Genomic DNA, 13,969 nt, shown 5'->3' with positions numbered 1-13,969 from the left:
TACCATCACCCAAAGAGGGCGAAGTCTTGGCAAAGAAGCGGCAGGAAACTGCAACAGAAGAGCCAAAAGATAAGGAAGAGGAAGAGAAAAAAGACAAAAACCCGCCTGCCGACCCTAAACAGGAAAAAGACAAAGGGAAAAAGGACGAAGAGCAGAAACTTCATGACGACCGCTTTTTCTTACTGCAACTTTGGGATAAGGCATTTTCTTTTTTCGCAGTCGCCCCGACGAAGTGGAGCGGGGCATTTCAGAGCTTCAAAGGGAACTTGACGAGGCGTATAACGGGAAAGATACAACTATCTGACGGGTATAGCATCAATATAGACCAGCTGATAAATGAAGCTATAAAAGAAGTCTACGGCAACAGGGGCGAGGAACTGATAAACAAAAAGTTCTTCGATATAACAAACGATGTTCTGCAAAATGGTATAGATACTACACTCACCCGTAACGATGTAGACGAAGACTTCGCAAGGCAGTTCAAAGAGAATGCCGCCGTTTTTGCTGCGTTCAAGAATCACCAGCAGACCAAAGAAATAGCCGCCCTGATGTATGACAACGAGGGCAAGCTTGTACCATATAGCCAATTCAAGAAAGAAGCCCTTAAGATTTCGGAAAAGTACAATGAACAATGGCTGCGCACCGAATACAACACAGCGGTAAGGCGGGCACGCGCGGCGGCAAACTTCAAGAAGTTCGAGAAAACAAAGCACCTGTACCCGAATTTAGAATATATGCCGACTGGCTCGACCGTACCGCGCGAAAGTCACGAGATATTTGTAGGCACTATTCTGCCTATCGACCACGAGGTATGGGAATGGCTGATGCCGCCCAGCGACTTTAACTGCGACCACAGCGTAAGGGCTACCGACAAAGAGGCAGCGGGCGTACCTGTGAAACCGTCCGACTGGAACAATATATTTACGGGCAACCCTGCCAAAACCGCCGAATTTATCAACACCAAAGAAACGCCGTACTACAAGCATACAGACGAAGCGCTGCGCTTTGATGTGACGGCAGAGGGCAAAAGGCTGTACAAGGAATATGAAGACAGCAAAGAAGTCTATCACGGCGCTGATGGTGGCTACCTCGAGATAGTAAGGCAACAGGGTAACGAAAGAGCTAAAAACTTGAAGACATACAAGTTCATGGCTGACAGAGGGGGCAAATACCAGCTACTCAAGCCAAGCGTGGCAGAGAATGTAAAAAACCCCGATGCTTTTAACCTGTCAACTGGTATGTTCTCGGACGCCAAGCATCCGGTAACGGAAATAGGCAAAAACGCCATGCAGCGGTCGATACGTGAAGCAAACAAGCAAGGTGTTGGCGAGGTAATTATAAGATTTGAGCGTGAATATTCAACAAGATCACTGTATGACGGAATGAAAGCCGCGCTGCAAGGCAACAGGATAGACAAGGTAGAAAAGATCATTATCATACGCCTGAATAAAGAGCCCGTCACGTTTGCTGTTAAGGACTTAGTCGCGTACTTCTATAAAAAATAACAAAGGAAAGCATCTTGCGAGACTTTCCTTTGTTCGGGTCGCGAGCCACGATTGATTACGTAGTCTCTCAACACTGCAAATATAGCACTTAATTATCAATTAATCACTATTTAAACACTCTTTTTATGGATATGCAGGAATTTAACCGCCGATTTCAGCAACAAATGCAGGAAATACAGGAATTTGTAAAAGGCGACGACATAAAAGACATTATGGGTGTTGAATCGGTCAATCATTTTCAAAGCTCATTCGACAATGAGGGCTTTACCGACGAAAAGCTTGATAAATGGGACGACGTTGCGCGGCGTGACCCTAATAGCGTTTGGTACGGGCACAACGGTTTCCCTACTGAAAAGCCAAAGAAGAAAATAAAGAAAGGCAATACCGAGCTTGTCGGCAAGTTCTCACAGGCACGGGCTACAGCTAAAATTCTCAGGGGCGAAACCAGCGAGCTGCGCAACAGCATATTTTATAAACATACCGAAAGCGGGGTGCGGGTTACCAGCCCGACCGATTACGGGCGGGTGCATCAGTTCGGCTTACAGTCTAAAATTTATGGCAAGGGTGTATTCACCCAAAAGAAGCGCCCATTTATGGGTAAGTCTAAAGTGCTCAAGGCGAGTATTGAGAATAAGATAAAACGGGAACTAATTAAAATACTGAAAAAGAAATGAAGATTATTTATAACGAGTTACTAAGACCAGCAAACGACCTGCTGAGTAGTAATATTATACGCTGGTTCGACTGGGACAAAGGACAGCTTAAGAAAAAAGACGATACCGGGCGATATATGATTGCTGAGCCCTGTTTATTAGTCCGTATCAGCCTGAAAACAAAAGAGAATATAACCACTACCGTACAGGACTGCGAAGCTATTATAACCATGACACTGGCTTTCGACCCACTAAGCATGGGGCGTACTGCCGCCAACGCTCCCGAAGAGGTACGCGCACAAGGCTTAGAGCCTTACGATGTAATCAGCGAAGTATATAAAAGTTATCAGGGCTTTACAGGCAACCATTTCGACCCGTTAACCCGAATATCGGCAGGCGAACTGACACACCCCGATCTGTTTGTATATGAGATTAAGTTCAAGACCGAATTTGAGGACAGCACAGCGGACACATAAAACAAAATAGCCCTGTGCAGCATTTTGCACAGGGCTATTAACCTAAATAAACTCTATTGATAGCTGACAGCCAAGTAGCGCCTTTCGTCTTTCTATCGCTCTCTGTTTGGCTTCCTTTTTCTCTGCAAGTCTTTTTTCTGTTTTCTCTTGTTCAAGCCTGACATTAACACTCAGATAATTATTGAACGTGGAATATGACATCGGATAAACGGGGTTAACCTCATTCTCATAAACCCACTTTTGAGTAGCACCGCGCTTTTGTCCTGCTAAAACAAGCTCTTGCACTGTTTTTACTGTAAGTAATTTATTTCTGTTGTTATATGCCATATATCCAAGATTTTGCGTACATTTGCTGTTGCTACCCAGCCTTTCGCGGAATCTTCGGATATGTGAGAGGCTTTTATTTTCCCAGTACACCACAGCTTTTAGGCGTCCAAGTGTCCTCTTTACCATCTTTGTGCTCGTCTACCCAGCGCTTCATATAAGAAACCATAGAAGTAAACCAGCCCATCTGTGTACCCGTATCAAGGTTCATGTATTCGTCGCGATTGAGCGATTCGCCTTTATATTTGGATTTACCAGCAAGCCGCATATATTCTTTTATCTCACCGCTTAGATTTACGCGTAAGAGGTAAAACCATGCGGGCTCTAAACAAATAGCCAGCTTATCGGCAACACAAAGCCTTGATGGCTTAACATTATCATTCTTGGCGTAGAATCGTGAATGATACTTTGAGAAATCAGCCCACTCTTTGCCAAACAGGAAGCCCATTATTTTAGCCCCCAGCTCTACATGAGCTTCACCCTCTTTACCGTCCATATTCGGCTTGCCTATATAGCCTAAATCATGGACAAAAAAGGCAACCCACAAACGAGGGTCAAACGGAAAGCCGTAAAGCTTGCACCAAGCTATGAATAAAAATATCGGATGAATAAAAAAACAATGTGCTCCGAATAACACGCTTTTAGTTCCTACTTTCATATTGTTATATTTATTGAATTATTTTATACTGTTTCGTCCGGCTTCCATCTTACAACCACATCGGCGATCAATAAGCCTGCGCCGTTGCATCGTTGGCAAATATCCATATCGGCAGGCTCTAAACCGAAAAAGTCGCCATGTTGCGGTACTTCGCCTGCCCCGTTACAGGTGGGGCATATAATGTCGAGAAACCGGAAATGCTCGCCGTTTAAATCCTTTTCAAACATCGGCGGGGTTATTATCAATACTTGCTCTTTTCTGCTCATTTTTTCGATTTGCTAAATTTATCCTGCATCGTGTCAAAATATTTAGTCATACGCTGGGGTGTCATATTACCGCCTTTGTCGTGGAACTGGCTGTTTTCGTTTTCTTGTGTTACTGCCTGACTACGCATATCGTCGTATTTCTCAAACCAATTCATAACCTTTGGCATATCTATAGATTCGTACAGAGTGCCATATTTACCCATTTTTGCCCACTTGAAAATGAGGTGTATGTCGGCAATAGTGAAATAATAATACGTGCTTACAACCTCAAGGGCTATTTCCTCTATCTGTTCATCTGACAAATGCCGCTTTGCATGTATCATTTTGCGCATTTCGATTAAATAAGCCATTATCAAATCCTCTACAGTCTCGCTGTCGTAGTCGCGGCGGATAGCTGCCAAGCTGGGGCATAATTCACTATCGGCAGCCAGCGCCAAAGCATCGCTGACACTCTTAACTTGCTTTAGCTCACGTGTTAGAACGGCGGGCGTTAGCACGGCGGGCAAGTTTGCTTTCGAGGCTGTCGTCTGTAATTCCTGTTTTATCTCCATTTTGTTTAATACTTGCTACTATTTCGTTGAAACTTCCATTTATCCGAGTAAGAGAGAAAGCATTTTGTTTGTACCATTCGGGCAGCTTAAGAAGCAAAAGCCGGAACGTGGCAATAATTGCCGTATCAGTCGGGAACTGAATAATGCCCTTAAGCTTCGTAATGAGTGACGACAACGCCACACCGTCTTTCGCTACAAAAGAATAATCTATGCCCGCATGCTCCTTATATGCTTCTAGGAACGTATCGCGGCACAGGGCGAAGAGTGTTTTTTCTTTCTCTTTGCTTTGCCGCTCATAGGTAACGCCCAAAGCACAGGCGAGCGCTTCGCGTAGCTGCTCTTTGCTCGCCTTTGGGCTGTTTAGGGTCTTGAGTTGCTGGTCTCTATTCATTGGTTTATTGTTATATTTTGTCCGCAACGAACAGTTGAAAAATAAAGACTATCGACATCGAACATTTTTACGCCGTTTTTATTAGCTACATATATCACCCATTTACTTTTAATTAAATAAGGCTTTGGTCTGTAAGGCACTGGGCGGGGCATAATGATTGCCATTTGTACAGGTTGTACATTTTCGTTGCTCATATGCTTTGGTCTATACTCTTTACAGACTATATAGCCATTAAAAGAAGTTTGTCCTGAACAGCTCAGAAATATTACCACGATCAAAAAAGATACTATTTTTTTCATATCTGTACTATTTATATTGTTTCTACTCTCAAGCCTACTGCCCACACAAACCAGCCTATCTCTATAGCCCAGTCTTGCCACTTTGGCTTGTTTTTGTTGGCATGTATCAGCAGCTGCGGGGTAACATTCACCGACTTAGGATATATGCCCGCCTTGAGCTCTATTTTCTTTCTTCCTATTATCATTACCATATCTTGCTTAAAAAGTGCATAACTACATATACTATAAAAATCCATAGGGTAAGACCAGCCAACGGTATCATTATCCACGATATAACCGTTTCCCAGTTTATCTTATATCGTTTCATACTTCGCTGGTCTCCTTTTTAAGCTCAATGTAGAATGTTTCTTCCTGTACCACTTCTACCCCGTAATCTTTCATTTTCTCAGCCATACCCTCTTTATCGCGGTCTGCTATTAACTTTTCTTTATCAAGCTCTACAGTTTTACGGATATAATCAGGGTTTAATTTCTCTAATAGCTTAGCTACTGCTTTTTGAGTGAAGCCTTTGAGGGTTTTTATTTTCGGAGTACCAAGACGAAAACCGATAGTACCATGAGTAAGCTCGATACTCTTTTTCTTTGAAAACAGGGGGTCTTTGTTTTCCATTGCATAGGCTTGGACTAAATCAAATGCCTCACTTTTATCCGCTTCCAGCCTTGACAGTTCGTCTGCTTTTTCGTCACGCAGCTTTGTGAATTTTACATCTAAGTCAGCATTAATTTTTGTAATACTGGCATCTGCTTTTGCATATGCAGCTAATGCTTCGTTCATTTTTTCATCTGAAATGTTTGTTAAAACTGTTTTCTTTACTCTTTTAGCCATGATTTCTTATATTTAATAATTGTTTATGTTCTGTACTGATACTTACTGAGGTTATAGGGTCGCCCGTTATATGACATCTGTCTATTTTCAGGGCGTTGTATCGGTGAATGGCTGTGTCCCATTCTTTCATCGTTGTGGCTTCCATAAGCGCCACCTCAAGGCAGTCGAGCTCTGCGTCAAGTGCTATCAGGTTCATAGGCTTAGGCTTGTTAATAGTTCGTCTAATTCGTTTTGCAGATTCTTATTTTTGAATCGGTTATATAGATTCTTGAGCACGTTTAGCGGTATGTCGTTGAACCGTTCCTCTTTAGCCGCCCTGCAAGCAATGCCTTTCACGTATGCCATATCGGCGGTAATGCGCCTGTGCTCCAAGTTTCCGAATATGGCAGCTATCAGGCGCTTGCGGGCGGGGTCGAGCTGGTCGGTATCTTTCTTCTGCTGTGCGCTGAGATCACGGCGCATTCGCTGGTATAGCTTCGGGTATTTGTTGTAGAGTTCCGACAGGCTCGATGTCTTACCGTCCGAATATTCAAATACCAGCGCCGCGCGGGCTTCGTTAATATCGTCGTACCCGTGTGCTGTCTGCAAATGTGCAAATAGCCATTTGTGGGGGTTAGAGGTTTGGGTTGTCATAGTCTTCTTGTTTTTGCCATTCCATAGAATGGGCTAATGTTTGTAAATAGTCAATATATTTTAGTAGTTTTATTTGATCTGCTTTCATGAAGCAATCAATTATAATTGAACTCGGGCGCTTATCTTCAAACCTTGTACCTCTTGGCGACTGGAATAAACCTAATGTAACTGACTGCCCGCTATCAAACATCATAGTAAACCTGCTATTATCGTTGTCCTTATTAAGCCGCTCCATTACTTTTTTGCGCTCTTCATCACTCAATGTATTCCACTTTCGGAAATCCTGTAAAATTTTATCCTTATTCATGTCTGTATATTTTTATTCCACTACCGCCCAATACTTGTCGGCTTCTTCTTTCCAAATGTTATAATATCCACGCTCACCGAAGTAGCGCCCCTGAGAGATAGCTCTGAACCTGTCGCAGAATATCTTGAGCGATGCCTCTCTGTAGGCTTGTACCGCCGCCTGCTTATCAGGCAGCCCGTTCGGTTGCACATGGCACACAAAAATTATTAGTTTACTCGGGAATAGTTCCCTGAGCTCTTCCACTTGTTTAGCGGTGATACCGCTTTTCTGTATGGTATCTACCACTATCACATCATTTCGGGTGTTGGCTATCTCTTCTTTCAGCTCCTTATAGCTGATAAGGGAATTAATCATTACGATATTTTTCGCCACCTCTTCAAGTCCTACCCTGCGTATGGTTTTTTGCATGGTAATGCTCTGTTGCTCTTCGAAGTTGTAAAACCGGATGCGAAACCCCAGTAAGGCTAGTGCTTTGATCAGTTGCACCACAAAGCTTGTCTTGCCATTCGTCGGGCGACCGCCAACATACCAGATACCGCCTTTCTCAGGACGACCGAAAGCAAGCAGCCACTCACCTATAAATTCGATTACCTCGAACGTCATGCTCAGAAAGTTGGATATAGACGTAGCCCTTTGCCTTGCTGCCTTTTTAGCCATAGTTTTTAAATATTCTTTAAATGGGGTTTATTAATCCAGTGCGAAAAGTTGCTTGAACAGTTTTTCTGTCAGGGGCAGACCTTGACGGTCGGCTTCGCGCAGGGCATACTCTACATAGTCGTTAAGCTCGCCGTAGTTATCTGCCAGTGTTGTTATCAGTGTACGCAGGTTTATGTCGTCTATCGGCTCAAGGAAAGGCGCGTAATCCTTTTCTTTGTTGATGTCTCTTACAACCCTTATGCCTGCTTTAAGCCTGCGGTAAACTTGCGGCATACCGTCTACATCGTGGTCGCGCAGGTATTCCAGTTTGGCTAACAGCTTTGGCGTACCTATCAGCGCAATACAGCAGTATGGGCTCGCTACATCGTAAAATGCTTTTATCATTCGCAGTGTCGGTATGTTGGCGTTTTCTGCCTCGTCGAATGCGATAAACGGCTGCAACCCGTTCGCTTTACGCATGTACAGCTTTGTAGCCATCTTTTGCAGCTTCGAGGCAGGGCTGCCGATCTTCTCTACACCCAGCAGATCACACAGGGTATCTATTATGTCATTCAGCTTATGCAGCGAGCTAAGTTTGATAAAATGCGATTCTACAGGGGCTTCTTTTTTGAAGTAGTTAACCGAATAGGTCTTGCCATGCCCTGTCTTGGCTATAATTACTTTAACGCGCCCTGTTACTTTACCGTCCAGTAGCTCGGTAAATATCTGTGTAAACTGAGGCGTTTCGGTATGTCGCCAGTAGGTCTTGCCGGATATATTCATACCGATGGCAGAGGCTATAGTTTCAAGGTGTGCATCTTTCAGCGGCGTTTTTCCTACAGAGAAGTCGCCATTCATCAAAGCGTTTATATAACTTACATTTAACCCTGTAGCCCTTGCCAGTTGTTCTTGAGACAATGCTTTTTCTTTAGCATATGTTGTAAGGGCTTCTGCGATCTGTTTTTTAGTTTCTTGGTTCATATCTTACTAGTTTAATGATTGTTGTAATAGTTCCATTCTTTGCTTATAAAAGTCGGTACGGTCGTCGTCCTGTTGTACCTGTGCTTGCTTCTCGGCTTTCTTAATGGCGCGGCGGGTAGCTTTCTTCTTTTCTTCCAGTGCTGCCATGTTGCTGACTTCTTTCTGTAGCTCGCCTATGTCGATCTTGCCTTTCTTTGCCTTGCTGGTATTCACACCCTTAAGAGGGGCAACGTTAAGCCCGTGCTGGTTCGGGTGCATGTTATGCGATGCAAGCAGCTCGTTGCGCTCGCGTTCGTTGTCGATGCGCATTTTCTTGTTGGCTGCATCCATTTGGCGTATAAAGCTCAGGTCTTCGCTTGTTTGGTCTTGCATTGCCCGCTGTACGTAAATAAAGCTTTGTGCTATAGTCACAAACCGCATCTTTTCGGCTGCATCTTTTTCGTATAGCGAAACCATGCTCATGTCGTCAGGGCAGTAGCGGGTATAGAACTTGCGCCCGATATTCCGGCGGTAAAAGTCCATATCGGGCATGCCGTCAGCTGTCAGCACCTCAAATGCAAACTTTTGGCTTTGTCCTTGTATCTTTACCTGAATCTCTATACCGTTCGAGCGATATGTTGCTGCGGCTTTTGTAGTAACCCCGAATATAGAAATCATATCGAGGCAATCTACTGCCTGTGTCTCTTCGTTCACGCTGGTGCGGTACATTTCACTGCGGGCGATACCTGTTTTCGGGTGAGGGGCATTATTCCACTCTTCGCGGCGCTTGGCATATTGGGCTTTTACTTCGTCCAGTGTCGGCAGATTCTTTTGGTTTGCAAGAATAAACTCTTCGTTGCCCCTGCTTTCTTTAGTCTTGGCGGTGATATTCTGCCCTGTGAAATACCAGTCTTTATGCAAATAGTGTTCTTGATACCGACCGAATGCCGATTCTATGGTTTTCGATTTTCCGTTATATGGAGCTGTACGTATTGCATGACGTGATAGATTTTTAAGCAAGTCTGAGCTCTCAAGCTTCCTGTGCCCGCCCTGTCCGTCATACTTCAACTCGTAAGGCTTATGCCCTGCTTTTTGGATAGCCATTTTATAGGCATAATATTGCGCTTCGTAATCTTCGGTTTCGCTGATATGATAACCGAGAAAGACTTCACTATATACGTCCATTACTTCGTACACGTTGCATGTTCTTACTTTGCCGTCCTCGTCTTGGTAGTAGTAGTTTAGTTTAGTACCGTCACTGTACCAAAGGGTATCGCGGCGGGTTGGTAATATTGTCCTGTGCTGGCGACCGAATTTTTCTTTAGCTGCCAACTCACCATAGCGTGCAGCATACCATTTCGGCTCTATTTCGGGTCTGTGCAAATAATCGCGCACTGCTTTAGTGCTTTTTAGCTTTTTCCAACCCGCTTTGTCGGCTTTACAGTTGTATTCTGCAAACAGCTGCTCAATGGTAACTATGTCTATCGAACGGGTAGAAAAACGTGCTACCAGCCATTCGCCTGCCTCTTCGGTTATCTTCACAGAATATGTATTCCCGTATCTTTCGCTTATCAAATATCCGTAACCGTGAGTTATATACCCCTGTAGCTTTTCTTGCAGTCGGCGCGGGTTTTTCTTTAAATCGTGTTTTATTTTATTTTCCTTGAGTGTTAGTAGCTTTTGGGTAGCTGCTGCCGCATTTTTCCAAAACTCACCTGTAAGAGGTCGTTTGCTCTTGCTACGTTGAGCCATTACGTGCTTTTCCCATCTTATTTTCAAAGCATCCAGTACAGCGGCGGTATTTACATACAGCTCCTGCACTTCATCGGGCAGGCTCTCTATACGGTCGGCATACTCTATAGTATGCTTTTTATAGAAGTCTACAGCTTCGGTCTTTATCTCTATGTCATTTAGCAAGCCGTCTTTCTCTGCCTCTACTTGCGGGTCGCCAAAACGTTCCTGTGCCATCTTTTTATATTTAGGGGGTAAACTGTCAAATGCTATAAGCGATGGGTTGCCCTCACCGCCGCCACGACGAACAATTTTAGCTTTCTTTCTATAGATCATAGAAAATAAAGTATTTTCTGCCATTAGCCCTGCCGGATTATCAGCTGACCGAATAAGTTGAGCTGTGCTAATACAAACAATGCCGTTATATGTGTCCATATCTAAAATTTTTCTTTTTTTGTGGATATGGGCGGACTCGAACCGCCATCAGCCTTTTTTATGTTTCACGCAGGGGTTTGCACGCTGCCTTTTACTTGTTTTCCCATTAAACTACATATCCTACCCTCGTATCGCGGGTCGCGTAAGCGCAGTCATTGCCTTTCTATCTAGGGTTGTGCCCGTGTAAGACTCGAACTTACATGTTTGCCAATCGGGCTAAATGATTAACTTTGAAGTCTCTAATTTTAAAATCAATCATTATGGGTTATCTTCAAGAAAATTGTCAAAGTGCTATCTATATCTTTTCTTTTCAAGTTACAGGACTTAATAAAAGGGACGGAAAAAAGGCTCTGAATGCTACTATACGTAGATGCTCTATGTTTGCTGAATCTTTGCAGATTAACTTTCACCATGATTTATACCTATACCTTTCCGATGAGAAAGTGAGTTTTGTCCGCCTAATTTTCAATATAAAGGAATCGGAGGATTTTATCCTCGTTAAGGTGCCTGTTCTTTTCACATTCGCTACAGCTATCAAGCTGACTTTCGTCAATCAGGAGTTTTTCGCCAAATAATTTATCCAATACAGGATAATAGGTGCTATGTTTGAAACCATCTACAGTACGACCTAATTGCTTATTTCTTTCAGCACAAGCCTCATATTGTTGTATTGTTGCCATATATCTTTGTTATTTATTAATATTATGTATCAGATAGCCGGATAATAGATTACTTCACTCTTAGATAATTGAGGGTGAAGTATCACTTTCACATATACTTTTACGCCTATTATCCTGATGGTCTTTTTAGTTGCTACAACATCATGGATATTTATACCTGTGCCAAAAACTGGCTCTATCAATACTTTAATCATACTTTTAGTTTTTAAAATCAATCATTATGGATAATAATATTTCAAACTCTTTCAAGACTTTAGGCGAACAGACAAATCTGCTTGCAGAGAAACGTGCATCGTGGCATCATCAGTTGCTGGTGGCAAGCTCAGCTCTCTTCGGAATTCTAATTTCCCTTCATAATGGAAACTCATTATTACTTTTCGTTCGGCTGGTATTTGCTCTGTCTGTGGTATTACTCGCACTCGGTATTTTCCTAATCGGAATAAGCCTATATAGTCATATAGATGCTGTATCTCGCGCTCGGAAAGCAGCGACAGAGGAAGCGATACTCGCAGCTCGCGAACACCGCGCAATGAAGCCTGTCGCCGTGCCCGTAAGAAAAATATTCTCATTCTGCGAAAAAGCCTCATATATTTGCTTTGGGTTATCTGTTTTACTTTTGGCTGCATATTCTGTACTTATTGCTGTTTATCAATCTTAAAATCAATCATTATGAAAAAATGGAGGATCAATTATTACATCACTTATGAAAATCCAAATGCTGTAAATCTTTATCGAGAGTTAATCCATGACGTTCTAAGAAATGTCGCGTTTCTGCAAGGAATCGATTGCGTGATACAGAACGAAGCCCTTTTCTATTACGATGAGCATTTGTACGATGGTAGCAATCCATCAAAAGAAATTTCTGACATTGTATATTTCCGCTCTTCACCGCAGACAACAATTCCTGTTGGAAAGTTCCGGGGTTTGATAGACCATATATTTGAGCCATATCAGATTCTAATTTTTTCGCCTCTACCTGTCGAGGTTGGCTCATTACCTCAGAAAACTTTGCCGAAATATCCGTTTCCAAACGGTTAGACTTGTTTTTCCCTGCTATCAGATTTTCAAGGTTAACTTCTAATAGCTCCAGCTGTGGCTCATTAAGCCCTGCTGATTTCATAGCTTTATATATTTTTTCAATTCTACCCTTATCGGTAATGCTTATTTCTTTCATGGTTTTTAGTTTTTATATGGTTTAATCATTCTAGTTACTTCTTTCTCACTCAGGGTACAGGGAGCACCGCAATAGTGCTTCGTGGTAGGGTCGTAGGGTATAAATACAAAGTCCTCACCCGACATGCCATCATAGACAACCGCCTGTTTTATCGCGCCGTTTTCGCAGTTATACAGCTTATTAGTATCAAATGATATTCTTTTCATAATGTCCTAGATTTTTCGTTTTCGACCTTTACCACTTCCCAACCCCCATTTTTCTTGGCGGCTTCCCTTATGCGTTTTGCTTTGTCCTCAGATACGCGCCCTTTGTATTTTCCTTTCAGCGCTAGGTTTATCGCTACATGACTCAATTTGAATATTTCTTGTAGCTTCACGTTAGTTCCATGCGGTACGATTATTTGATTCATATTGTCAGGTTTAAAAAATTATATCTACTTTTATAGGCGTTTCGTATTAAAACTACATACAAAGAAATAAGATATATTCTAAATATCCAAATTATAAATAAGAAATATTCTATTTTATTATGGGAACATTAAAGAGAATTAAGCAATACATTGAATTTAAGGGTATTAATAATAAACAATTTGAGGAAAGTGTTGGCTTTTCAAATGGCTCTTTTGCTTCTCAATTAAAGAATAATAGAACAATTGGAGTAGATAAGTTAGAAAATATCTTATTTGTTTATACCGACATAAATGCAGAGTGGCTTTTGACTGGTAAAGGTGACATGCTGAAGACTTCAAAAGTTTATCCAAGCAGTGAATTAGCCCCTACTATTATTGAGGAACAAGAGAGTGTTTATGGTGGAAATATCTCTGATATAGATATATCTAAACTTGGTGCTGCGTCAAAAGATGAACTTATAAATATTATAAAAAAACTATTGGTAATTAACGATAGAGATAGTATCAGTATCGAAAAAATGGTAGAAACAGCAGACAGAAACAGTATAACCTTATCTCGGTTAGTAGATGTGTTATATGGAGAAGCAGGAATAAAAGGGGGGAGCAGGGAAATGGAAGCAAACGCAGGCTGATATACCCGCAATTAGAGAACAATCGCAGGGCAAGTTTGTATAGTCGTTTTGTAAATAATAATCTAACATATTTAGTGTTGTTTAGTTCGCCCGATAGAGCCGAAATGCTGCCTATTTATCAAAAAAAAGACGCAAATAAAGATACAATAGCCCATAATATAATATAACTATTTGATTATAAGAAGTATATGCCAATATTTATTTATATTATTTTATGTTCTTAGGGGGGTGCTTAATTGCAATATTCTTGCTTTTTCGTGCAATTTTATGTTATTAGCATACGATAATCAACGCTAAAAGCACAGACATTTGCACAGACATTTGCACAGACAATGAGTATTTTTAGACTTTCTGCATGTACAACACAAACCATATTTAAACCCTATTTATTTGCCATTTAATTATCGTTATATCCGTTTCTGTA

The 13,969-nt window shown here is 42.0% G+C and carries 25 protein-coding genes and 1 tRNA gene; 5 read left to right on the top strand and 21 right to left on the bottom strand.

Going from position 1 to position 13,969, the window contains the following annotated elements; translation table 11 throughout:
* Nucleotides 1-26 precede the first annotated feature (26 nt).
* The 3 genes from M2448_RS17060 (at nucleotide 27) to M2448_RS17050 (ending at nucleotide 2,634) form a co-directional block, all read left to right on the top strand.
* The gene (locus tag M2448_RS17060; protein WP_280647350.1) at nucleotides 27-1,505 is read left to right on the top strand and encodes a hypothetical protein; all 1,479 of its coding nucleotides are present in this window, start codon (nucleotides 27-29) and stop codon (nucleotides 1,503-1,505) included.
* A gap of 125 nt (nucleotides 1,506-1,630) precedes the next feature.
* Entirely contained in the window at nucleotides 1,631-2,179 is a 549-nt protein-coding gene (locus M2448_RS17055; protein ID WP_280647349.1) for a phage virion morphogenesis protein, read from the top strand.
* On the top strand, nucleotides 2,176-2,634 hold the full coding sequence (locus tag M2448_RS17050) for a hypothetical protein (protein WP_280647348.1): 459 nt from the start codon (nucleotides 2,176-2,178) through the stop codon (nucleotides 2,632-2,634). The genes M2448_RS17055 and M2448_RS17050 overlap by 4 nt, the downstream gene beginning before the upstream one ends.
* 42 nt (nucleotides 2,635-2,676) lie before the next feature.
* On the opposite strand, the gene M2448_RS17045 is transcribed toward M2448_RS17050, so the two are convergent.
* From M2448_RS17045 to M2448_RS16960, 18 genes are all read right to left on the bottom strand, one after another.
* Nucleotides 2,677-2,961, bottom strand: a complete 285-nt coding sequence (locus tag M2448_RS17045) for a hypothetical protein (RefSeq protein WP_280647347.1) — start codon at nucleotides 2,959-2,961, stop codon at nucleotides 2,677-2,679.
* A gap of 73 nt (nucleotides 2,962-3,034) precedes the next feature.
* Complete coding sequence (locus M2448_RS17040; protein WP_280647346.1) at nucleotides 3,035-3,616, bottom strand: hypothetical protein; 582 nt, start codon at nucleotides 3,614-3,616, stop codon at nucleotides 3,035-3,037.
* Between the two features lie 23 nt (nucleotides 3,617-3,639).
* Nucleotides 3,640-3,882: a hypothetical protein gene (locus M2448_RS17035; RefSeq protein ID WP_280647345.1), complete on the bottom strand. Its 243-nt coding sequence runs from the start codon at nucleotides 3,880-3,882 to the stop codon at nucleotides 3,640-3,642.
* Entirely contained in the window at nucleotides 3,879-4,433 is a 555-nt protein-coding gene (locus tag M2448_RS17030) for a hypothetical protein (protein WP_280647344.1), read from the bottom strand. Before M2448_RS17030 ends, M2448_RS17035 begins: the two co-directional genes overlap by 4 nt.
* Nucleotides 4,351-4,851 (bottom strand): hypothetical protein, encoded by a 501-nt coding sequence (locus M2448_RS17025; RefSeq protein WP_280647343.1) that lies wholly within the window; start codon nucleotides 4,849-4,851, stop codon nucleotides 4,351-4,353. The genes M2448_RS17030 and M2448_RS17025 overlap by 83 nt, the downstream gene beginning before the upstream one ends.
* Nucleotides 4,821-5,123, bottom strand: a complete 303-nt coding sequence (locus M2448_RS17020; protein WP_280647342.1) for a hypothetical protein — start codon at nucleotides 5,121-5,123, stop codon at nucleotides 4,821-4,823. The genes M2448_RS17025 and M2448_RS17020 overlap by 31 nt, the downstream gene beginning before the upstream one ends.
* 11 nt (nucleotides 5,124-5,134) lie before the next feature.
* Nucleotides 5,135-5,308 (bottom strand): hypothetical protein, encoded by a 174-nt coding sequence (locus M2448_RS17015; RefSeq protein ID WP_280647341.1) that lies wholly within the window; start codon nucleotides 5,306-5,308, stop codon nucleotides 5,135-5,137.
* A complete protein-coding gene (locus M2448_RS17010; RefSeq protein ID WP_280647340.1) occupies nucleotides 5,308-5,430 on the bottom strand; it encodes a hypothetical protein in 123 nt (40 codons plus the stop codon). Before M2448_RS17010 ends, M2448_RS17015 begins: the two co-directional genes overlap by 1 nt.
* Nucleotides 5,427-5,948 (bottom strand): host-nuclease inhibitor Gam family protein, encoded by a 522-nt coding sequence (locus tag M2448_RS17005; protein ID WP_280647339.1) that lies wholly within the window; start codon nucleotides 5,946-5,948, stop codon nucleotides 5,427-5,429. The genes M2448_RS17010 and M2448_RS17005 overlap by 4 nt, the downstream gene beginning before the upstream one ends.
* Nucleotides 5,941-6,144 (bottom strand): hypothetical protein, encoded by a 204-nt coding sequence (locus M2448_RS17000; RefSeq protein WP_280647338.1) that lies wholly within the window; start codon nucleotides 6,142-6,144, stop codon nucleotides 5,941-5,943. The genes M2448_RS17005 and M2448_RS17000 overlap by 8 nt, the downstream gene beginning before the upstream one ends.
* A complete protein-coding gene (locus M2448_RS16995; RefSeq protein WP_280647337.1) occupies nucleotides 6,141-6,581 on the bottom strand; it encodes a hypothetical protein in 441 nt (146 codons plus the stop codon). The genes M2448_RS17000 and M2448_RS16995 overlap by 4 nt, the downstream gene beginning before the upstream one ends.
* Nucleotides 6,562-6,888: a hypothetical protein gene (locus tag M2448_RS16990; RefSeq protein ID WP_280647336.1), complete on the bottom strand. Its 327-nt coding sequence runs from the start codon at nucleotides 6,886-6,888 to the stop codon at nucleotides 6,562-6,564. Before M2448_RS16990 ends, M2448_RS16995 begins: the two co-directional genes overlap by 20 nt.
* A gap of 12 nt (nucleotides 6,889-6,900) precedes the next feature.
* Nucleotides 6,901-7,545 (bottom strand): ATP-dependent serine protease, encoded by a 645-nt coding sequence (locus tag M2448_RS16985; protein ID WP_280647335.1) that lies wholly within the window; start codon nucleotides 7,543-7,545, stop codon nucleotides 6,901-6,903.
* Between the two features lie 30 nt (nucleotides 7,546-7,575).
* The gene (locus M2448_RS16980; RefSeq protein WP_280647334.1) at nucleotides 7,576-8,505 is read right to left on the bottom strand and encodes an AAA family ATPase; all 930 of its coding nucleotides are present in this window, start codon (nucleotides 8,503-8,505) and stop codon (nucleotides 7,576-7,578) included.
* 6 nt (nucleotides 8,506-8,511) lie between these two features.
* The gene (locus M2448_RS16975; RefSeq protein WP_280647333.1) at nucleotides 8,512-10,650 is read right to left on the bottom strand and encodes a kinase; all 2,139 of its coding nucleotides are present in this window, start codon (nucleotides 10,648-10,650) and stop codon (nucleotides 8,512-8,514) included.
* A 22-nt stretch (nucleotides 10,651-10,672) separates the two neighbouring features.
* Nucleotides 10,673-10,771 (bottom strand) — tRNA-OTHER (locus tag M2448_RS16970).
* 337 nt (nucleotides 10,772-11,108) lie between these two features.
* Nucleotides 11,109-11,330, bottom strand: coding sequence for a hypothetical protein (locus tag M2448_RS16965; protein ID WP_280647332.1), 222 nt, complete (start codon nucleotides 11,328-11,330; stop codon nucleotides 11,109-11,111).
* A 29-nt stretch (nucleotides 11,331-11,359) separates the two neighbouring features.
* Nucleotides 11,360-11,524, bottom strand: a complete 165-nt coding sequence (locus M2448_RS16960; protein ID WP_280647331.1) for a hypothetical protein — start codon at nucleotides 11,522-11,524, stop codon at nucleotides 11,360-11,362.
* Nucleotides 11,525-11,550: 26 nt separating this feature from the next.
* Between M2448_RS16960 and M2448_RS16955 the strand changes: the two genes are divergently transcribed.
* Nucleotides 11,551-11,988: a hypothetical protein gene (locus M2448_RS16955; RefSeq protein WP_280647330.1), complete on the top strand. Its 438-nt coding sequence runs from the start codon at nucleotides 11,551-11,553 to the stop codon at nucleotides 11,986-11,988.
* A 39-nt stretch (nucleotides 11,989-12,027) separates the two neighbouring features.
* Here the strand turns inward: M2448_RS16955 and M2448_RS16950 are convergent, their stop codons facing one another.
* Genes M2448_RS16950 through M2448_RS16940 form a run of 3 tightly spaced genes read right to left on the bottom strand, consistent with a single transcriptional unit; the run spans nucleotide 12,028 to nucleotide 12,913 of the window.
* Nucleotides 12,028-12,504 (bottom strand): hypothetical protein, encoded by a 477-nt coding sequence (locus M2448_RS16950; protein WP_280647329.1) that lies wholly within the window; start codon nucleotides 12,502-12,504, stop codon nucleotides 12,028-12,030.
* Between the two features lie 5 nt (nucleotides 12,505-12,509).
* Entirely contained in the window at nucleotides 12,510-12,710 is a 201-nt protein-coding gene (locus tag M2448_RS16945; RefSeq protein ID WP_280647328.1) for a hypothetical protein, read from the bottom strand.
* The gene (locus tag M2448_RS16940; RefSeq protein ID WP_280647327.1) at nucleotides 12,707-12,913 is read right to left on the bottom strand and encodes a hypothetical protein; all 207 of its coding nucleotides are present in this window, start codon (nucleotides 12,911-12,913) and stop codon (nucleotides 12,707-12,709) included. The genes M2448_RS16945 and M2448_RS16940 overlap by 4 nt, the downstream gene beginning before the upstream one ends.
* 119 nt (nucleotides 12,914-13,032) lie before the next feature.
* Here M2448_RS16940 and M2448_RS16935 point away from each other — a divergent pair, with 119 nt between their 5' ends.
* Nucleotides 13,033-13,545, top strand: coding sequence for a hypothetical protein (locus M2448_RS16935; RefSeq protein ID WP_280647326.1), 513 nt, complete (start codon nucleotides 13,033-13,035; stop codon nucleotides 13,543-13,545).
* Nucleotides 13,546-13,969 lie beyond the last annotated feature (424 nt).

Origin of the sequence: Dysgonomonas sp. PF1-14 (assembly GCF_029892965.1) — a bacterium.
In the GTDB taxonomy this organism is placed as follows: domain Bacteria; phylum Bacteroidota; class Bacteroidia; order Bacteroidales; family Dysgonomonadaceae; genus Dysgonomonas.
Note: the sequence above shows the minus strand (reverse complement) of the source record. Positions and strands in the feature narration are given on the sequence as shown.